At 44.0% G+C, this 19,589-nt stretch carries 23 protein-coding genes; 16 read left to right on the top strand and 7 right to left on the bottom strand.

Features of this window, described 5'->3' with window-relative positions:
- Positions 1 to 253 precede the first annotated feature (253 nt).
- The 11 genes from ACO1PK_RS00295 (at position 254) to ACO1PK_RS00245 (ending at position 5,178) form a co-directional block, all read left to right on the top strand.
- Positions 254 to 586 (top strand): hypothetical protein, encoded by a 333-nt coding sequence (locus tag ACO1PK_RS00295; RefSeq protein ID WP_423186694.1) that lies wholly within the window; start codon positions 254 to 256, stop codon positions 584 to 586.
- 69 nt (positions 587 to 655) lie between these two features.
- On the top strand, positions 656 to 934 hold the full coding sequence (locus ACO1PK_RS00290) for a hypothetical protein (protein ID WP_423186693.1): 279 nt from the start codon (positions 656 to 658) through the stop codon (positions 932 to 934).
- A 106-nt stretch (positions 935 to 1,040) separates the two neighbouring features.
- A complete protein-coding gene (locus ACO1PK_RS00285) occupies positions 1,041 to 1,439 on the top strand; it encodes a hypothetical protein (RefSeq protein WP_423186692.1) in 399 nt (132 codons plus the stop codon).
- Positions 1,440 to 1,517: 78 nt separating this feature from the next.
- Positions 1,518 to 1,940: a hypothetical protein gene (locus ACO1PK_RS00280; protein WP_423186691.1), complete on the top strand. Its 423-nt coding sequence runs from the start codon at positions 1,518 to 1,520 to the stop codon at positions 1,938 to 1,940.
- Positions 1,941 to 2,459: 519 nt separating this feature from the next.
- A complete protein-coding gene (locus ACO1PK_RS00275; protein ID WP_423186690.1) occupies positions 2,460 to 2,993 on the top strand; it encodes a hypothetical protein in 534 nt (177 codons plus the stop codon).
- 87 nt (positions 2,994 to 3,080) lie between these two features.
- Positions 3,081 to 3,449, top strand: a complete 369-nt coding sequence (locus ACO1PK_RS00270; RefSeq protein WP_423186689.1) for a PH domain-containing protein — start codon at positions 3,081 to 3,083, stop codon at positions 3,447 to 3,449.
- A 104-nt stretch (positions 3,450 to 3,553) separates the two neighbouring features.
- Complete coding sequence (locus ACO1PK_RS00265) at positions 3,554 to 3,991, top strand: GNAT family N-acetyltransferase (protein ID WP_423186688.1); 438 nt, start codon at positions 3,554 to 3,556, stop codon at positions 3,989 to 3,991.
- A 95-nt stretch (positions 3,992 to 4,086) separates the two neighbouring features.
- Positions 4,087 to 4,434, top strand: a complete 348-nt coding sequence (locus tag ACO1PK_RS00260; RefSeq protein WP_423186687.1) for a hypothetical protein — start codon at positions 4,087 to 4,089, stop codon at positions 4,432 to 4,434.
- A gap of 79 nt (positions 4,435 to 4,513) precedes the next feature.
- Positions 4,514 to 4,654: a hypothetical protein gene (locus ACO1PK_RS00255; protein WP_423186686.1), complete on the top strand. Its 141-nt coding sequence runs from the start codon at positions 4,514 to 4,516 to the stop codon at positions 4,652 to 4,654.
- 122 nt (positions 4,655 to 4,776) lie between these two features.
- Positions 4,777 to 5,001, top strand: a complete 225-nt coding sequence (locus ACO1PK_RS00250; RefSeq protein WP_423186685.1) for a hypothetical protein — start codon at positions 4,777 to 4,779, stop codon at positions 4,999 to 5,001.
- A gap of 15 nt (positions 5,002 to 5,016) precedes the next feature.
- Entirely contained in the window at positions 5,017 to 5,178 is a 162-nt protein-coding gene (locus ACO1PK_RS00245; protein ID WP_423186684.1) for a hypothetical protein, read from the top strand.
- 34 nt (positions 5,179 to 5,212) lie between these two features.
- Here ACO1PK_RS00245 and ACO1PK_RS00240 read toward each other — a convergent pair whose 3' ends face one another.
- The 5 genes from ACO1PK_RS00240 to ACO1PK_RS00220 form a co-directional block, all read right to left on the bottom strand.
- Positions 5,213 to 5,614, bottom strand: coding sequence for a glutathione S-transferase N-terminal domain-containing protein (locus ACO1PK_RS00240; RefSeq protein WP_423186683.1), 402 nt, complete (start codon positions 5,612 to 5,614; stop codon positions 5,213 to 5,215).
- Positions 5,615 to 5,708: 94 nt separating this feature from the next.
- Positions 5,709 to 7,142, bottom strand: coding sequence for an SLC13 family permease (locus ACO1PK_RS00235; RefSeq protein WP_423186682.1), 1,434 nt, complete (start codon positions 7,140 to 7,142; stop codon positions 5,709 to 5,711).
- A gap of 10 nt (positions 7,143 to 7,152) precedes the next feature.
- Positions 7,153 to 8,139 (bottom strand): porin, encoded by a 987-nt coding sequence (locus tag ACO1PK_RS00230; protein WP_423186681.1) that lies wholly within the window; start codon positions 8,137 to 8,139, stop codon positions 7,153 to 7,155.
- A gap of 174 nt (positions 8,140 to 8,313) precedes the next feature.
- On the bottom strand, positions 8,314 to 9,696 hold the full coding sequence (locus tag ACO1PK_RS00225) for a sigma-54-dependent transcriptional regulator (RefSeq protein ID WP_423186680.1): 1,383 nt from the start codon (positions 9,694 to 9,696) through the stop codon (positions 8,314 to 8,316).
- Positions 9,693 to 11,558, bottom strand: a complete 1,866-nt coding sequence (locus tag ACO1PK_RS00220; protein WP_423186679.1) for a sensor histidine kinase — start codon at positions 11,556 to 11,558, stop codon at positions 9,693 to 9,695. Before ACO1PK_RS00220 ends, ACO1PK_RS00225 begins: the two co-directional genes overlap by 4 nt.
- 84 nt (positions 11,559 to 11,642) lie before the next feature.
- Between ACO1PK_RS00220 and msrB the strand changes: the two genes are divergently transcribed.
- Both msrB and ACO1PK_RS00210 read left to right on the top strand, forming a co-directional pair.
- Entirely contained in the window at positions 11,643 to 12,035 is a 393-nt protein-coding gene (gene msrB, locus ACO1PK_RS00215; RefSeq protein WP_423186678.1) for a peptide-methionine (R)-S-oxide reductase MsrB, read from the top strand.
- A gap of 180 nt (positions 12,036 to 12,215) precedes the next feature.
- Complete coding sequence (locus ACO1PK_RS00210) at positions 12,216 to 13,667, top strand: glyceraldehyde-3-phosphate dehydrogenase (protein ID WP_423186677.1); 1,452 nt, start codon at positions 12,216 to 12,218, stop codon at positions 13,665 to 13,667.
- A 156-nt stretch (positions 13,668 to 13,823) separates the two neighbouring features.
- On the opposite strand, the gene cspE is transcribed toward ACO1PK_RS00210, so the two are convergent.
- Entirely contained in the window at positions 13,824 to 14,033 is a 210-nt protein-coding gene (gene cspE / locus ACO1PK_RS00205; RefSeq protein ID WP_027670166.1) for a transcription antiterminator/RNA stability regulator CspE, read from the bottom strand.
- A 292-nt stretch (positions 14,034 to 14,325) separates the two neighbouring features.
- Positions 14,326 to 15,444 (bottom strand): alanine dehydrogenase, encoded by a 1,119-nt coding sequence (gene ald, locus ACO1PK_RS00200; RefSeq protein WP_423186676.1) that lies wholly within the window; start codon positions 15,442 to 15,444, stop codon positions 14,326 to 14,328.
- 134 nt (positions 15,445 to 15,578) lie between these two features.
- Here ald and lrp point away from each other — a divergent pair, with 134 nt between their 5' ends.
- The 3 genes from lrp (at position 15,579) to lolA (ending at position 19,576) form a co-directional block, all read left to right on the top strand.
- Entirely contained in the window at positions 15,579 to 16,064 is a 486-nt protein-coding gene (lrp, locus tag ACO1PK_RS00195) for a leucine-responsive transcriptional regulator Lrp (protein WP_423186675.1), read from the top strand.
- A gap of 210 nt (positions 16,065 to 16,274) precedes the next feature.
- Entirely contained in the window at positions 16,275 to 18,872 is a 2,598-nt protein-coding gene (locus ACO1PK_RS00190) for a DNA translocase FtsK 4TM domain-containing protein (protein WP_423186674.1), read from the top strand.
- Complete coding sequence (gene lolA, locus ACO1PK_RS00185; RefSeq protein WP_423186673.1) at positions 18,872 to 19,576, top strand: outer membrane lipoprotein chaperone LolA; 705 nt, start codon at positions 18,872 to 18,874, stop codon at positions 19,574 to 19,576. The genes ACO1PK_RS00190 and lolA overlap by 1 nt, the downstream gene beginning before the upstream one ends.
- Positions 19,577 to 19,589 lie beyond the last annotated feature (13 nt).

The following is a 19,589-nucleotide window of genomic DNA, read 5'->3' as shown; positions in this document are numbered from 1 at the left end:
ATGTATTTCTATACAGCTTATGATGAATTAATTGTTAGCAAGTAGATTGCGAGGTAAAACCGCGCTTTCTCCGTGATGTTTCTGTATCACGCCAAAAAATCTGTTGATTTACGGTATGTTATTAGATAGTGTTATTTTTTTACAAAAGATGGAAGGGCGTTTACATGGCTGGAAAGCGTGGGCGTTCCAAACTAATAAGTTGTTATGTCATCATGGCAACCAGCCGTATTTTTAACTAAAAAAGGGATTTTTAATGAAATTTTATCCGTACTCAAATTTAAAATCTGAAAATTTGAAACCTTTATTATTCGCCACTAGATTGATAGGTATATTGAGTTACCTTTTGTTTTTATTAACGATTTTTTTAATTCTAGCAATCCCATTTCTCGGCTCGGAGGCCATAACTAAAGATTTAGGTGGAGCAACAATGTCTTTCAACACTCCAGACAATAGTGGTATTGCTATTATTGGAAGTATATGGAGCATAGTTAGTGCTGTTTCTCTGCTTGCATTCAGTGGCTTGTGTGGAGCGGTTGTATCTTGTGAATATAAGTATACGAAGAATAGCGACATAACAAAACCATGAACCGGATTTGTGGAAGAGCGCCACAAGCCGGTTATGGAAAGTGTTATGCCTATCTAAGGGAAGTGCTTTATGAAAGAAGAGAAAATTAGAGCTATTGTTTATAAATATAGAATTATATCAACAGTTTGGCTTGGTATTGCGCTGCTTTTTTCAATGTCAGCAAACTGGTTTTTAGTTCGATCAAACCGTGAGCATCATTTTGAACTTGGTATTGAATATACTTCAGGTGATCAAGGCTATATATGGATGGTTGTAATTCTTGGGCTGAACGTTGTTTTATATTTACTCTTTTATTCCTTAGAAAAAATCTTGCTATATATACACCAAGAAAAGGGTGTTCAGAGTTAAGTATGCATAACAATCGCTATCAAAAACGCGCCCGTTGGGCGGTCGACTCGCAACACGTTGCTCGCGTTTGTGGCGGGCGTTATGTAACTAATCGAGGATTACAGGTTTGAAAAAGGAAGTTATTGGTAAATATATTGCCATTGTTGCTGTTTTGTTATCGTTGGTCTTGCCGATTGGTCTTGCAACTACTGCATTCTCAATGTATTCGGAATATCAATCAATCTCACTCTTTGAACCAAAAGAAACACAAGTTAGCGCAGATGAACGCCGAAAAGGTAGCATTCTTACCTTGTTCGGAGTTGGTTTAATTATTCCTAGTATCGCGTTATTAATTATATCAATTGCCGCTTTACATTACCGAGCTAGATGGATTGTATGGTTTTCAGTAATCATTTCTGGTTTTGCTATTTTTGTCTTTCCAATAGGAACTATTCTTGGTGCTGCATTACTTATCACGCTATTCTTAACGAGGAAAAAATTTGTTTCAAATGAAGTTGTTACATAACAAAGGACTTATTGCGCCATACAAGTTTGGCTGTGACACTGCTTCGCAGCGCACAATAGTCAGGTGTTAGGTGTTTCTATGATCTCTGAGTATTTTGATGATTGGGAAGTAAGGGAAGAGTTTTCTCAGGAATTCATTTCCTTATGGGGTGGTTGGCTATGTCGAGAAGAGTGTTATAAGCTAGATGAAGTAACAGAATCTGAATGGCAAAGGTTTAATCAATTAGTGAGGTTGCTACATTCAGAATATGAATTGTACGCAGTTAATTTAGAAAACGAGACCATTGATAAACTTGAAGACTTGGATAAATATTTGCCCACCTACGAAGAAGATATGAATAGAGGGCAAATGAATTTCACGACTATTATTATTCCTTCGTTAAATGCAGTATTAGCAGAAACATGGGATTTCACTTATATCCTTTATCATAAAAATAATGGTGCAGTTGAAAGTCTTAAACCTCTAATAAAGAAGAGTAATTTGTTTAGCTTTAGTGACTAAGCATTTAACAAGAATCTAAAGCGGGACTGCTAACATTTTGCTCGGTTTCGCTTTGCTTAACGTTATAGTAAACAGTTTTTAGCCCCTTAAATGGGCGCACTTACAAGGAGGTAACACATGAAGTGTCCACATTGTTTCGAATCAGTCAGCGTATTCTCTAAAGAAATGAACAAATTTGGCAAATCTAAAGTTTGCCCAAAATGCGCTAAACCCATCCAGTTATATGTAAGCTTCAAATGGGTGGCAATATTGTTCATTCCTGTTGTATTCAGTACTCTTTTGATAAAGCCGATTTTCGTAAATTTAGGCCTAAGCGGTTCTTTAGCTAATGGTTTAATGTGCGGTTTACTGGTTCTGTTGTGTATGCGACTTAAAGTGCCAAAGATTAAAGTAAATGCATAACAAGTTATTGCTTAATTTCGTTCTGGCCACAAGCAACATGGCCTCCACTGAACTGCCTATACTGCGCTACGGCAGCCAATTAGCAATACGTTAGCCTTAAAAACAAGGATGGTCTCTATGGCAAGATTTTCTTTGATTATAATTATTTTTTTATTAAGCAGCTGCGCTAGTGTCCCGCTTGGCACAATGCTCGAGTTTCGTTCATTTGGTAAAGATGACTTTGTAAACATTAATCCTCAGGTTCTTAGGGCAAAAATACAGGTCGATGAGCCCGTTCTAATAGACGTAGAGAGTACTGAATTGGCTCTTGAACTAACTACTGCAAAAGGTATGAGAAAATTTAAGTTTCCGTTGATTTTGCTTCGCCAAGAAAAAATTGCACCGGTGGCCGGTTTTTTCTCAAAGTCAGCTGGAAAGACTGAGTACACTCTAAAACTGTCAGATGAAGCGGTAAAAAACTTTAGCGCAACCCAACAAATTATTCAGGATGAAAAATCCGGCAAACTGAATTTTTCAGTTAAAACCGGTTATCAGAAGTTTCCAAGTGAGATTAATGAAATAGGCTTGTCAGTTTTCTTGAAGCTATCTGAAGAGAAAGGCTTTGTTACTTTATTTGATAATGCAAAGCTAGAGGTCAAGCATGGAGGCTAACAAGCGCCACCAAAACGCCGCTTTGCGGCACGACTCGCAACAAGTTGCTCGCGTTTGTGGCGGGCGATAGCAGAACAAGGAATAAATATGATCGACTTCAATAACAAAGGATTCTTCAAGCTTAAACAAAACAGCGAATACGCAGAAATTGTAACTGCGCTATTGCTAGAGAACGAGAAAATCATCGATTCATACAAGTCTATGCGCGATGGCGTAGTTTTCACCAGTAAACGCATAATTGCTGTAAACGTGCAAGGCCTAACTGGCAGCAAAAAAGATTTTACATCCATCCCTTACAAAAACATTGTTGCTTACTCGGTGGAAACCTCAGGTACCTTTGATCTTGACTCCGAGCTGGAGATCTACCTATCCGCTGTAGGAAAAGTGAAGTTTGAGTTCACTGGCAAAACAGCAATAGTAGAGATAGCAAAGCATATATCACAACATGCGCTTTGATTTCCTGACTACCAACTGGTAACAAATGGTTCAAATCGCTCGCTTCGCTCACTGGGGCGGGCTAAAGCCCGATCCTTAACCAAACGTTAGAGCTAAGGAAAGTTATGAGTATCACACTGGAAGAAGTTACAAGTTCAAATTATGAAGCTGTATGTGACTTAGATGTCACGGATGAGCAGCAGGAGTATGTTGCGAGTAATATGTGGTCATTGGTTGAATCACATTATTGCCAAGGGCATACTTGCAGAGCGATCTATCAAAACGATAAGCCTGTCGGTTTTTTCATGTGGGTTTCTGAAACGCCTGAAAAAGTGTCTATCTGGCGTTTTATGGTGGATCAACGCTATCAAAAAACTGGCATTGGTAGAGCTGCGCTAAATTTGGCGCTGAATGAAATCAAAGCCAGTGACAAAGTAAAAGAAATAGAAATTTGCTATGACCCTGAAAACCCAGTAGCTAAAGATTTCTACTCGAGTTTTGGCTTTCAGGAAGTGGGTTTGGATGAAGAGGGTGAAGATATGTTGGCAGTCATCAAGCTGTGAGCTCTAATAATCGCCAGCACAACGCGCCTGCGGCGCTCGATTTGCAATAAGTTGCTCGCGTTTGTAGCGGGCGTTAGCATTTAAAAGGAGTTTTTGTGACATCGTTCAATTTTTATCTTTTTCTGTTGGCTTTGCTTTCAACTGGCTTAGTTTTCTGGTTGCATCGTTCCGCTAAATTTAATACGCCAACAGCAATAATTGAAGACTTGGGTGAAGTAGTCGTCATTAGACAAACCTTGTTTTCCAGAGCGACAACGCTCGGTGGTAAGTCGATTAAAAAAAATGATATTGTTAAATTGCAGAGAGCAGGCCGTTGTTTAACACTCTTTAGTCAGGGCGGTAATGCTTATGATATGTGGATTTCGAGAAATTTTATTACTAATGTTATAGCGCATTGCCAAGAGCTTTTTCCAAATGCTACATATCATGAAATTCAAAGCTAACAAGTACCCTCAAAACGCTGCTTCGCGGCCCGCGTCGGTTTACCTAGCCTAAACCGCGATAGTGATAGAGAATTCTGCAGTGGCAAACGGCTGCGAGGGACAACATCGCAAAGCAGAAGATCAACAAGGCGTATTTGCAGGTTTGCAAAAGTCTAAGGATTTAGGTGCAGCCGGTTTGCGTGCTTACATGAAAAAGCGTAATATTGGTACAGGCAGTTAATAAACTGTGTAATTTAAAGGCTTGGCCCCTTGCTACGTTCACAAGGGTAAGATTTTATATTTTTTATTAATACTTTATTGAGGGCTTTAATGCCCTTGTTACATATCACAAGGAGAGTTTATATGAATATCAATGCTACGCTAGTTGGACAAATCATGTTCGTATTTGTACTGGTAGTAGGTGTACTGAGTTATTATCTTGGCCGTCGTAAAACAGAAAAGCCGATTTTAGCGGGGCTGCTTGGTGTATTTCTCTGTATTATGCCACCCTTGGCGCTTGTTTATTTGATGGTATTGTTTTTTAAAAAAGACGTAGGCGTATCAACATCCGCGCCAGTGAGAGGCTAATAAACTGGTAAAGTAATGGCTGTCACTAAGTTTGATCCGGAAAAAGGCAGTGTTTTTGTCGATTTAATTTCCGGTCAAAATGCGGTTGCTAAGCCAGTTAGGCGTTTGCCTAATTGGGTCGCAGTGGCTTTTTTACTGGGCTTTATTGCGCTGTTATTGGCTGCTTTCTCGGTGTAGTGCGTGGTAAATATTTATCCGTATATGGCGCTAGCTAGTTAGCGCCAAAACGTTGCTGTAGATAGTGGATAATATCGGCTGATTCATAGAGCCATTGTACTTCAGTCGCGTCAGCTGAGCCTGTTGTAATGCGTAAACAGGGTACGCTGATTTTGCCACCTTGTGCGGCTAATTCTGCTCGATACTGCGCGTTATGCTGGGCATCGCGTTTTTCAATGTTAAGGCCAAGCCGCGCCATTTCTTTACGTACCTTAATACAAAATGGACAAGCTTTAAATTGGTATAACGCCAGTTGTTTGCAGGCGTTATCTATCTCGGCTTGTTGAGCCGCGCTGCGACTAATCGCTTTGGGGGTGGTTAGCCATTCGGCTAAGAGCATAAAAGGGGTGAGAATCAGACGGATTAGCCGAAAAAACAAGCGAATAACTACACGCATTGGTTACTTTACCCATTATTAAAAAGTGGGGCGCAGTATAGCAAAGATAGGGAAATTGCGCATGCTAACTCGGCGGTTAACATGCGCAGTTTGTTTAAAAAGCGAATACCCAGCGGGCTAGGGTTAGTGTGATTATGCTAACAATAGCAACAGAAATAATATTTAGCGCAAAGCCGGCTTTGGCCATATCGGCGATTTTCAATTGTCCAGATGAAAACACGATGGCATTGGGTGGCGTAGCCACCGGCATCATAAAGGCGCAGCTAGCGGCAATGGCGGCCGGGATCACTAACGTCAGTGGTGTGCCAGACATGGCGAGTGCAACAGGGGCTAACAGCGGCAAGAAGCCTGCGGCAGTTGCCGTGTTGCTGGTGACTTCGGTTAAGAATACTATGACGGCAGTAACCACTAAGATCATCACCCAAAATGGGACATCACCTAACAAAATCACCTGATCGGCAATAAAGCTCGCCAAACCACTTTTGGTAATCAATGCCGCCAAACTTAAACCACCGCCGAACAGCATTAAAATACCCCAAGGCAGTTTATGGGTTTCTTCCCAAGTTAGAATGCGGGTATTTTTACGATCTAGCGGTAGAACCAATAATAGCAAGGCTGCTGCCATGGCGATAATAGTATCGTTCAGGGGTAATCCTGTTAACTTCACGATATAGCTATTAAAGATCCAAAAAAATACAGTGAGTGAAAAGATCGCTAGTACCGCTTTTTCCCCTCGTTGCATGCCACCAAGTTGGCTAAGTTGATCGCGGAATAAGCTTTTTGTTTCTATCGCGGCAATGTTATCTACCTGATATGCAGCTTTGGTTAGCCATAACCAACACAGTCCTAGCATGACGATACTTAGCGGTAGGCCAACCATCATCCATTGGGCAAAGCCAATATGAATATCATAGTTATCCGCCAAAAACGCAGCCATCAGCGCATTAGGTGGTGTACCAATCAGTGTTGCCAGACCACCGATAGAGGCGGCATAGGCAATTGCCAACAGTAGCGCTTTTGCGAATTGGCTATCGTCGTTATCCTGCTTAAGCAGTTGCATAATAGACAGCGCGATAGGCAACATCATAACGGTTGTTGCGGTATTCGACATCCACATAGATAAAAAGGCCGTGACCAGCATAATGCCGCCAATTTGTTGGCTGGGTTTGCTACCTACTAACAACATGGTATGCAAGGCAATCCGTTTGTGTAATGACCAACGCTCCATGGCGATAGAGATGATAAAGCCCCCTAAAAACAGAAAAATCAGCGGGTGGGCATAGGGTTGTGCAACAGCACTGAGGGTATTTAACCCCAGTAAAGGTGCAACAACCAGTGGCAGAAATGAAGTAACAGGGATAGGCACCGCTTCGCTGATCCACCAGCTGGCCATCCAAAAGGTAAGGCCCACCACCAACCAACTCTCTTGGCTCATGCCAAAAGGGGCACTGGTCAGAAGGGTTAATGCCATAAAAGCCGGGCCAAGCAGTAATGCGAACCAAGGTGTTTTTTGCGCTGTTGTTGTCATGGCTTAGCTCCTAGAACCGATACTGTAGGCCTAAGGCCATAGAGGTATCACGGGTATCTGTTAACTCAAGTTGCGTGACATAAAAATACGCTTTGCTTTGGCTACTAAAAAGATAATCCACTCCCGCGGTGTAGTGATTAGCTGCAGTAGTTTGGCGTAATGTTGAATTATCACGACCTAATTGTACTTTAGGGCGCCAGTTATCAAAGGCATATTGCAGGCTTAGATAGCCACCTGTGCCTTTACGCTCGCCCTCGCTTTGCTCACTGTACTGGATCAGGCCACCTAAGGTAAAGCCGCCCAGTTGGTATTGGGCCAGTAAGCGCGTCGCGTCTAGGCCATTTAGGCTTTGCGCACGAGTTAGGGTAAGGTAGTAAGGTTGCGATTTTAATGCACGATCACCATAAGCTAGGCTTAAGGCAATACCGTCTTTACCTGCTTGGCGTTCATTATCTTGCCCCAGCACATAGGTAGCTGACAGTTCCAATCCGGCAAATTTGGGTGAAATATAAGTGAGGCTATCACCGAGTCGATCTTGCCCTGGTAAGATTTGCGCGATATCACCACTGGTTTCATTATATAAATCTACGCCGCCTTCACTGGTTTTTAAACGGGTGTCGTTACGCCCAGCAATTAGCTGACCAAAATTACCCTTAATACCAATAAAGGTATTACGAGCCGAGAAGGGACTTTGGGTATTGGCTTCATCAAAGCCACGGACATCCACTTCATAGGTAAAAAAAGCGGTGATATGTTCATTCAATACCTGTTCGCCACGTAAACCAAAGCGGCTAAATGGCATATCCAGCTGGGTGCCCTCAGCGGTATAGCGCATAATGCCTTTATCAGTGTGGGCGAGCTGCACTTCAGCTTTGCCATACACCGTAACGCTTGGCATCTGTAGCGTGACGGTATTAGCTGATAGCGCAGTGCTAACTAACAGCGTTGGCGTTAACACGAGTGTCTTTACAAAGCGGAGAGAATTTACCTGTTGCATTATTACCTCATCATCAATATTTATAGTTTTAGGCAATAATGGAATAGCAAGAAGGTTGCCATAATTATAATCGTTTACTATCAGTGGTTTAATTTTTTATGTGGGTGTTTTTGGGTGGTAAGTGAAACCTTGTTTCACGCAAATGGGTGGATAACCACCCATTTGTCGGCAGGCTCAATCGTCGAGTTCAGCGCTGTCTTCATCTTTAAACTGGCTACGCAGCAGGCCATATTTTCGCATTTTGTCGTACAGTGTTTTGCGGGGCAGGTTAAGTGCTTGCATGGTCTCTTTAATACTGCCTTTGGTCGCATTCAGCGCTTCTTCTATCAGCATTTGCTCAAAAAAGGCCACGCGCTCACTTAAGCCCATGGCGCTGCCAATGGTATCGGCGAGTGGCAAACCTTGTTGCAGAAAGGCGGCTTCTGGGCCAAGTAATACATAGCGTTCAGCGAGATTGCGCAGCTCGCGCACATTACCCGGCCAAGGGTGCGATAATAAGCTATCCAGTTGTAGTTGATTTAGCGGTAATACCGGTTTGTGGTAGCGAGCGGCGGCCAGCATGGCAAAGTGTTTAAATAACAGCGGAATATCTTGGCGGCGTTGCCGCAACGGCGGAATTGCCACATGCAGTAAATTTAAACGGTAATACAGATCCAGCCGAAAGTCGCCTTGCTGGCTGAGCTGCGCTAAATTGGTTTTCGTCGCGGCAACCACGCGGATATTGAGTGAAATACTGTGATTACTGCCAAGGGGGGTCACTTTACGCTCTTCTAACACCCGCAGTAGGCGGATTTGTACACTTAATGGCGTACTCTCAATTTCATCTAAAAATAAGGTGCCGCCATTGGCAAACTCAAATTTACCGATGCGTTTTTTATCGGCACCAGTGTAAGCGCCGGCTTCGCTGCCAAATAACTCGCTTTCAATTAATTGCTCAGGAATAGCCCCACAATTGATGGCAACAAAGTTTTGATCACTGCGCGCAGAATTATCATGCAAATAACGCGCTACCATTTCTTTACCGCTACCGGTTTCGCCTTCGATCAGCACATCGGCAGGGGCCTCTAACACTAAGTCGAGTAAGGTACGCATTTGGTTAATGGCTGGGCTATCACCAATTAATTGCACACGACCGCGGCGGCTTTCTCTTAGTTGAGCGCTAAGGTGGCGGTTTTGTAAACATAAGTGACGCTTTTCGGCGGCTTGTTGCAGGGTTTTATGTAAATTCGCATGATTGACTGGTTTTTCGATAAAGCTGTAGGCGCCAAGTTGCATAGCATTGACGGCAATACTGATATCACCATAACCGGTAAAGACCACCACAGGGATGTCGGCATCGCACTGCTGCACCGCTTTTAACAGTGATAAGCCATCCATTTCCGGCATATTTAAATCGGTTAAAATCACCCCAGCAAATTGTGGCTTGAGCGCTTTTAATAAGGCACTGGGTTGGTTAAACGTACGGCACTGCCAACCCTCTAAACTGAGGCCTTGGGCGATGGCATCAAGAATGCTGGCATCATCATCTAATAGCCAGACTTCTGCAGCGAGACTCATATGTACTCCGAGTGATAACGCGGTAGGGTGAGGGTAACAATAACGCCCCCAGCCGGATGATTTTCAATATGTAAATTGCCATGATAGCTTTGCACAATCTGGCGCGAGATAGATAAGCCAAGCCCTAAACCTGAGCCTTGTTTGGTGGTAAAAAAGGGTTCAAATAAATGTTCCATCACATGCGGTTGAATGCCCGGTCCATTATCGTGGATCTGTAGCAAGGCTGCAGTTTGGGTTTGACTTATTTCAATCTTTAAACGGGGCTCTTGGCTTTGCTCGGTGGCCTGAATCGCATTGCCCAACAAGTTTACCAAAACTTGCTCCAGTTGTAGTGGGTCAACTTTGACACTGCTGGCTGAAGTCTCTAATAGCGTGATCTGTACTTGTTGCTGTTTGATTATCGGTTGCAAGATCCCCAGCGCGTTTTGTACCAAGGTGCTTAACTTCACTGGCTCTGGATTGTTACCGGCCTTGCGACTAAAGCCTTTAAATTGTTTAACAATATGATTTAAGCGCAAGAGCATTTGGCGGATTTTTTCTAAATTGTCGGCCAGCTCACTGTAACGCGCCTTTTGCAGCAGTAACTGGGCATTTTGGAGGTAGCTGTGCATGGCGGTAAGTGGTTGGTTTATCTCGTGATTAATAGATGCACTTAATTGACCAATGGTGGCTAATTTCGCTGCCTGTAACAGCTGTTCTTGCGCTTGTTGTAACCCTTGCTCCGCTTCGTTTCGTTGCTGAATTTCGTGCATAAGTTGCTGATTACTTTGTTGTAAAGACTCGGTGCGTTCGGCAACCGCTTGCTCTAACTTGGTAAACATCAGCGCTCTTTGCCGTTGCTGTAGTAATCTGCTGCGCCAAAACACAAAAAAGAGCACGGCCACTGTAAACACTAAGCTAATACTGATGGCTTGTTGAAGGGCCTGTACTTTTAAGCTTTTAACCGGTTGTAGTAAAACGAGTTGCCACGGTAAGACGGGATTCTCTTTAATAGCAACCACAAATTGCTTGCTGTTTGTCGGTTGCGTTACTGGCTCTGTTAATAGCTGCCAAAGCGCACCATCTTGTTGTAAGTTAAGCGAGTGTAGAATTACTCCGGGGTGTCTGGAGCGACTTACTGCTTGTTCTCCCAACCAAGTTAGACGCCAAGGCTCATAATTACTGGCAATCACGGTTTGCTCTTCATCGACCAGCATAAAGTAAAACGGGCTCTGGTTCGCGATGGATTGATAAGCCAACTCTAGCTGATCGATGTTAAGTTTAATGGTTAATACGCCCAAAATTTGCTGTTGTTGATCGGTCACGGTTGCCGCAAAATAAATACCGCGCTCGCGTGAAATCCATCCCAGTCCATAGTCAACATAGCTTTTATTTGCGCTAATGGTTTCTGTGAAATAAGGGCGAAAACCAAAGTTGTAGCCCATAAAGTCAATAGCTTGATTAGCATTACTGCTGGCCAGTACGATGCCTTGTGGATCCATCACATAAATAGATGCGCTCCCGCTGGCTAGGTTAAAGTCTGCTAACAGCTGGCTAACGGCTTGTTGTTTATTCAGGCTGGCAGGCTGTTGCAGTAAACGTTGCAGCTCAGGGCGTTGTGCTAAGGTATCGGTCAAGGTGCTAAAACGGGTTAGTTGCAAGTTGATATATTGATTAAACTCAATAGCATGTTGCGCGGAAAGCTGCTGCGAGTGTGCGATGTGTTTTTTAAAAACCCATTGATAGCTGCCAAACGTAATTAACGCTAGACTGCACAAAATGACTAAAGGATGTCGATAAAGTAAGCGCATAACCCACTCTGTTACGGTAGTTGTTGGCAATGCTACCGTAACCTGGGCGACAGAACCAAAAAAATTTAGCATGTTTGATTAAGTCTTGCCGTCGTTGTGACTAAAGACAAGACTTTCATCATCTTTCACCCTGAGATAAGTAGAACAGAGGTCTCTATGAAATTAACCGCACAAGAATGGCAGGCCAGGTTAACGGCTGAACAATATCGGGTAACCCGACTTAAAGGCACCGAATATCCCTTTACCGGCGAGCTGTTACAGCATACCGCGACCGGAACTTACCACTGTGTTTGTTGCGGCGCAGCGCTTTTTAGCAGCGAAACCAAGTTTGATGCCGGTTGTGGTTGGCCAAGTTTTTATGCGTCGATACAAGATAAGGTCAAATACGAAAAAGATTTAAGCCATGGCATGCGGCGCATTGAAATTTTATGTGCCGCCTGCGACGCGCATCTTGGGCATGTGTTTGAGGATGGCCCTGCGCCAACCGGCCAACGCTATTGTGTGAATTCGGTTTCTTTGACCTTTAGTCAGAATAAGGCAGCTGAATGAGGTAAGCCGCAACGCGTAAACGACTTGTCAATTTGATAAGCGCACTAAAAAAAAGCTGTAACTGTTGTGGTAAGCTTTCATAATCCATTACAATAGGCCGCCTTCTAAAACCGCTGTACCCTACACAAAGCGGTGAGGGCAATACCGATTAATTCATTTTTTGAAGTAAAAGGCCTCATAATGACCCTATCACACGCAGAACAGTACCAAAAGAGCTGGCAAGAACGCCAGGAATACGCCGAAAATATGTTACCGCTTATCGGCCGTTTATACCGCAATAAAGGCATTGAAGTGGTGGTATATGGTCGTCCACTCGTCAGCGCTACCATTATCGATATCATTAAAGCGCACAAAACAGTACAACGTTTTGAAGGGCAGAAGCTGCGTCTGCGTGAGAGCTTTCCAGTATTAGAAGCCATAAGCAAAATGAACCTGGCACCAGGTCGTGTTGATATTGGTAAGTTGGCTTATGCCTTCCTGTATAAAAATGTCGCTGCAGGCTTAACGCTAGAGCAATATTTGGCTGAAGCACTGAGCGACATTCTTGACCATGAAGACAAGGTACAGCCGGTTGACGTGGTGTTATACGGTTTTGGCCGAATTGGTCGTTTGTTAGCACGCTTAATGCTAGAGCGTTCAGGGCCAAGTACTAAACTACGCTTAAAAGCTATCGTGGTGCGTGGTGGTAAAAAAGGCGATTTGGAAAAGCGTGCCAGCTTATTGCGTCGTGATTCTATCCATGGGCCTTTTAATGGCAGCATTACCGTTGATGAAGAAAATCAAGGTATTAAAGCCAACGGTACCTTTATCAAAGTTATTTATGCGAATTCACCTGAGCTGGTGGATTACACCCAATACGGTATTGATAATGCACTAATTGTCGATAACACCGGTATTTTTAAAGATGACAAAGAGTTATCTATTCACTTCCAGAGCAAAGGCGCAGCTAAAGTATTATTAACAGCGCCGGCTAAAGGTGATGTGCCTAACGTTGTGTATGGCGTTAACCAGCATATGATTACTGCCGAGCATAAAATTGTGTCTGCCGCGAGCTGTACCACTAATGCCATTACGCCAGTTCTAAAAGCCTTACATGATGAATTTGGTATTCGTAATGGCCACGTTGAAACGGTGCATTCGTACACGAACGATCAAAACTTGATTGATAACTTCCACAAAGCCGAACGTCGTGGCCGTGCTGCGCCATTAAATATGGTATTAACCTCAACCGGTGCTGCCAGTGCTGTCGCAAAAGCCTTACCTGAATTAAAAGGTAAACTGACCGGCAATGCGATTCGGGTGCCCACGCCAAATGTTTCGATGGCTATTTTATCGTTAAACTTAAATCGGGAAACGACCAAAGAAGCGTTAAACGACTTCTTACAGCGCACCTCATTGTTCTCTGAATTACAAGATCAAATTGATTTCACCAGCTCTACCGAGATTGTGTCTTCTGACTTAGTTGGCTCTCGTTACGCCGGTGTTGTGGACTCACAAGCCACTATCGTGGATGGTGATCGTTGTGTGTTATATGTATGGTACGACAACGAGTTTGGTTACAGCGTACAGGTTACTCGTGTTATGAACGAAATGGCAGGGATTAAATACCCAACGTTACCTATCGTTAAGTAAGTTAAGCCGCTTTATAGAAGCCCGTTAGCGATTTGCTGCGGGCTTTTTTATAGAAACCCGTTAGCGATTCGCAGCGGGTTTTTTTACGACTAAAACAAAAATGGCCAGCAGAGCTGACCATTTATTTCATCGGCGTTTTAACCGATAAGCGCTAAATTACAGTACTGTAACGTTAGCAGCTTGTGGGCCTTTTTGGCCTTGTTCGATTTCGAAAGCAACGCGCTGGCCTTCGTTTAAGGTTTTGTAACCTTCAGTTTGGATAGCACGGAAGTGAACGAAAGCGTCTGCGCCGCCGTTGTCTTGAGTGATGAAACCGAAACCTTTATCAGCGTTGAACCACTTTACTACACCAGTTACTTTAGCCATGAGAGACTCCTAAAAATTTAAAAAGTTTGTTAACGCGAAATGCGCTTTTAGCCTGACTGTTACTTATGTGGCCAAACGTGCGTGAATCTTCAGGACATGACTTACAAGCGAAGCTGTGTAGCGAAGTTTTCAAAAACAAGTTGTTACATAGGTCTGTACTACAGGCCGGTGAGCACTATAACAGGTCTGGGCGGAATGTATAGCTTTATCGGTGAATAATTGGGATAAAGTTGTAGAAAATAAAAAAGCCGGTAAAAATCCGGCTTTTTTAATAACTTAGCGTGTGTCGTTTTTAGTTACTTAAAGCAACTTCTGGTGCAACATAAGCCAAGTTCAATGCTTCTGCGACGCTCTCATTGGTGACTAAACCACGGTAAACGTTTAAGCCTGCTAACAAGTGTTTATCATCTTGTAATGCTTGCTTGTAGCCTTTATTAGCTAAACGAATGATAAACGGCAGAGTGGCATTGTTTAAGGCAAAAGTTGAAGTGCGGGGCACCGCACCTGGCATATTCGCAACACAGTAGTGTACAACGTCATCAACAATGTACGTTGGATCAGCGTGCGTAGTGGGTTTAGAGGTTTCTACACAGCCGCCTTGGTCAATTGCCACGTCAACAATGGCTGAACCTGGCTTCATACGCTTAATATGGTCGCGGGTAACCAGCTTAGGTGCGGCGGCACCTGGCACTAATACACCACCAATCACTAAATCTGCGGCTAACACTTCTTGCTCTAAGGCTTCAGCAGTAGAGTAGATGGCTTTCACTGCGCCATTGAACTGCGCATTAATACGGCGTAGTACATCGACGTTGCGATCTAAAACAGTCACGTCAGCGCCCATCCCAACCGCCATTTGCGCTGCGTTCGCACCAACCATACCGCCACCAATTACCACTACTTTGGCAGGGGCAACGCCTGGCACACCGCCAAGTAACATGCCGCGACCGGCACAAGATTTTTCTAAAGCGCGCGCACCCGCTTGGATAGACATGCGGCCAGCAACTTCTGACATTGGGGCTAATAACGGTAAGCCACCTTTGTTATCGGTAACCGTTTCATAAGCAATACACACTGCTTTTGATTGAATTAACTCAGCTGTTTGTTCTGGGTCCGGCGCTAAGTGTAAGTAAGTAAATAAAATTTGGCCATCGCGTAACATGGCGCGCTCAACGGCTTGCGGCTCTTTCACTTTTACAATCATATCCGCTTGTGCGAATACTTCTGCCGCGGTACTTAATACGTTGGCACCAACAGCCTGATAATCTTCATCAGTAAAGCCGATACCGATGCCCGCGTTATGCTCAACAATGACCTTATGACCGTGACCAATTAATTCACGTACGCTGGCTGGCGTCATGCCGACACGGTATTCATGGTTTTTTATTTCTTTAGGTACACCGATAATCATAAATTTCACCTTGATTGGTTTGGGTAATATTTTTGCGCAGTATAGCGATAAAAAACCAGAATTACTGCTTGTTTTAAACTTGATAAATAGTGCAAAATCCTGTTTTGCTTACTCGCTCAGGATTTTATGCTGAAATGTATTCTTTAAGTAAGAGCATCAAGAAGTTAGATCGCATTGACCGCAAAATTTTAGTCGAATTACAGCACGATGGGCGCTTGCCAAATGTTGAGCTAGCCCGTCGGGTTGGCTTAAGTCCTACGCCTTGTTTAGAGCGGGTGCGCAAACTCGAAGCTGAAGGCTATATTTTGGGGTATACCGCCTTAGTTGATCCGCACAAAGTGGGGGCGGCGATGCTGGTTTTTGTGGAAATTACGCTAAGTAAAACCTCGCCAGAAGATTTTGATGAGTTTAGTAAAGCAGTGCAAAAACTGTCGGAAATTCAAGAATGTCATTTGGTATCGGGAAGCTTTGATTTTTTATTAAAAACCCGAGTAGCCAATATGGCGGCGTACCGCGAATTACTGGGCGAAACCTTGTTGCGCTTACCCAGTGTGCGAGAGAGCCGTACTTATGTGGTGATGGAAGAAGTGAAACAGAGTAGTTTTGTACCAATGCTGTAATAAAGAGCGAATCAGTTAGGTGAACATACCGAAGGTGTTGATACAGCTTTTGTTCATAATGGCTAGCGTATGCTGCAGTTGGTACTAAGCAAAGATGCACTTTTAGACCAGCTCTGGTAACCTAGCTTGATTAGAAATTTGACGGCATCAGCATGCATGTCGTGCCAGCTCAAGTTCAACATTGTTTGCGCTGGCTGTTAGACATGGAATTTGAATTTAGGGGCCTTTCTTTTGCAAAGCAGAGTGTTATTTTCGTTAAATGGGGTACAGCGCTTGCTGGAAGTCGGTTTGATTTTATTCTCCGGCTTAGCACTTTTTATGTTGCTGTCGCTGTTGTCGTTTGACCCGGCCGATCCGAGCTGGTCGCAAACGGGCTATCAGCTACAAGTCAATAATTATGCTGGGCGAGGCGGTGCTTGGCTAGCGGATGTGTTATTGGTTAGCTTTGGTTGGATTGCCTATCTAATGCCATTTTTAGTGGCTTTATCCGGCTATATGTTGTTTAAACGCTACCATGATTTGTTGAGTTTAGATTATTTGATCTTAGGCTTACGCTTATTTGGTTTATTATTGACGCTATGCGCGGCGACTGCCATTAGCAGTATGAATTTTAATGATATTTACTATTTTTCGTCTGGTGGAGTCCTAGGTGATAAAATTAGCGGTAGCTTGCTGCCATATTTTAATTTTATTGGCACCAGTTTGTTATTGTTGTGTGGCTTTGCCACGGGTTTAACCTTACTCACAGGGATTTCTTGGTTAACCGTAGCCGATTATTTAGGTGCGCAGTGTTTTGCGTTGTTTAACCTGCTAGTGTCCTTGCCCCAGCGTTTTAGTGCACAAAGCGAAGCTAATACCTTTGTATTTAGTCGCTCGGAAACTGATGACAAGTCGCAGACAACAGCTGTCAAAGCACGCCGAGTTAAGGCTGAGGCATTACCTGAACCGTTAGAGGATGATTATCCTTTGCCGGAAATCGACAATGCGCTAGAGCCGCGTTTTAGTTTTGATAGCGAGGTGGACGATGAACCTTTTGCAACCAGTCGTCAAACTATCAAGCGCAAAGAGCCGCTACCTATTCGTCCGCTGAATGAAAGAACCGAAGCTAAGGCGTATTACAGTGTGGACACCTTGGCTGACGAACAGCTGTCCTTTAGTGCCGTTGATGACCCTTTTGATCATGAACATGTAAGCAGAACCTTCCGCGAGTTAGAGCAAGAGGAAGAATTAGATCCGCTGATGCGTTTCCCGCCCGATGAGGATGAACTAAGCGAGGATAGCGATGACAGTGAAGAAGTGGTGCATTCGTTAGAAGAATTGCCTTCATTAGCCTTATTAGACCGACCAGATAAAGCGGTTAACCCTATCGATCCTGCTGATTTAGAGCGGGTATCCCGCTTGGTAGAAGCTAAACTGTTGGATTTTAATGTTGAAGCAAAAGTCGTGGGTGTGCATCCAGGACCGGTGGTGACACGATTTGAGTTAGATTTAGCCCCTGGGGTAAAGGTAAGTAAAATTACGGGGTTAGCCAAAGACTTAGCGCGGTCTTTGTCTGCAATCAGTGTGCGGGTAGTGGAAGTGATCCCCGGCAAGAGTTTTATTGGATTAGAGCTGCCGAATCAGCATCGCGAAATTGTGCGTTTATCAGAAGTGATTGGCGATGCGGTTTTTAACGACTCTAAATCGGCGCTCACCATGGTGCTGGGTAAAGATATTGCGGGTAAATCGGTGGTGGCTGACTTAGCCAAAATGCCCCATCTGCTGGTCGCGGGAACAACGGGTTCGGGTAAATCGGTCGGCGTAAACGTCATGATTTGTAGCTTGTTATACAAGTCGACACCTGATGATGTACGTTTTTTAATGATTGACCCGAAAATGTTGGAGTTATCCATTTACGAGGGCATACCGCACTTGCTGACGGAAGTGGTTACCGATATGAAAGACGCTGCCAATGGTTTGCGTTGGTGCGTGGGTGAAATGGAACGTCGCTACAAATTAATGTCGGCTTTAGGAGTGCGCAATCTCAAAGGTTACAATGCGAAAGTGAAAGAAGCGATCAGCGACGGTCAGCCGTTAAAAGATCCTTTGTGGAAACCTTCGGATGATATGCGTGGTGAAGCACCTTACCTAGAGAAACTGCCGGCTATCGTGGTCGTCATTGATGAGTTTGCCGATATGATGATGATCGTCGGTAAAAAAGTCGAAGAGTTAATTGCACGGATTGCCCAAAAAGCGCGAGCTGCGGGTATTCACTTAATCTTAGCAACGCAGCGGCCTTCGGTAGATGTGATCACCGGCTTGATTAAAGCCAATATTCCGACGCGGATTGCCTTTCAGGTATCGTCAAAAATAGATTCTCGGACCATTTTGGATCAACAAGGGGCTGAGAGTTTATTAGGGCAGGGCGATATGTTGTATCTGCCGCCTGGCTCGGGTGTCCCGACGCGGGTGCATGGTGCCTTTGTTGACGATCATGAAGTGCATGCGGTGGTAGCCGATTGGAAAAAACGTGGCAAACCGCAATATATTGCTGAAATTTTAAGTGGTGAAACCACCGAAGAGAACTTATTGCCAGGCGAGACCCTCGAAGGTGAAGACGGTGAAGCCGATGCACTTTACGATCAAGCAGTGGCTTTTGTTATTGAAACGCGCCGCGCATCGGTTTCCGGCGTGCAGCGTAAATTTCGGATCGGTTATAATCGTGCAGCACGCTTAGTTGAACAAATGGAACATAGCGGTGTAGTCAGTGCTCCGGGGCATAATGGTAATCGGGAAGTACTAGTGCCACCGGTAAACAGAGGATATTAATGAAAAAAGTATTAGCTTTATTGGTTTTCAGTGCGGCTATGGGTGTATCTACCCCAAGTCAGGCTGCTCAAGATAAAACGGTTGAAGTATTAGCTCGCCCGGATTTTGCACCGCATATGCAGGCCGCTCGTCAGCAACGGCTTGCTGCTGAAGATGCCAGTGCTGAGTTAATGCAGCAGTTAGCCAAAGTGAAGTCTTTTTCAGCTATCTATCAGCAACGGGTTTATGATATTCAGCAGCAGTTGTTACAAGAGGGGACGGGTACCCTCGCATTAGAACAGCAAGCGCGTTTTCGCTTTGAAAGCCAGACACCTGAGCCTTCTTTGTTAGTTAGCGATGGCAAAACCTTGTGGTTTTATAATGAATTGCTGGAACAAGTCAGTATTTATGACGCGCAAAGTGAAGTTGGCCAAACTCCTTTTGCTTTGTTAACCAGTACCGATCAGGCGTTATGGCAACAATATCAGGTAACTAAACAGGCGCAGAGCTTTTTTATTCATCCGCTCAGTGCCGATAATCCGGTACAGCAGTTGATGCTGACCTTTAGCGATAATAAGCTGATTGAAATGCAAGTTATTGATATTAACCAGCAGCAAAGCGTTTATGTCTTTACTGAGATTAAACTGAATAGTGTCTTAGCTTCTCGCTTATTTAGCTTTACCATAACCAGTAACCTTGAAGTTGATGATCAGCGACAACCCTGATCGCAAGGGGGCT

Origin of the sequence: Alishewanella sp. d11 (genome assembly GCF_049390205.1) — a bacterium.
Classification (GTDB): Bacteria; Pseudomonadota; Gammaproteobacteria; order Enterobacterales; family Alteromonadaceae; genus Alishewanella.
This window is presented reverse-complemented; position numbering and strand designations above follow the sequence as displayed.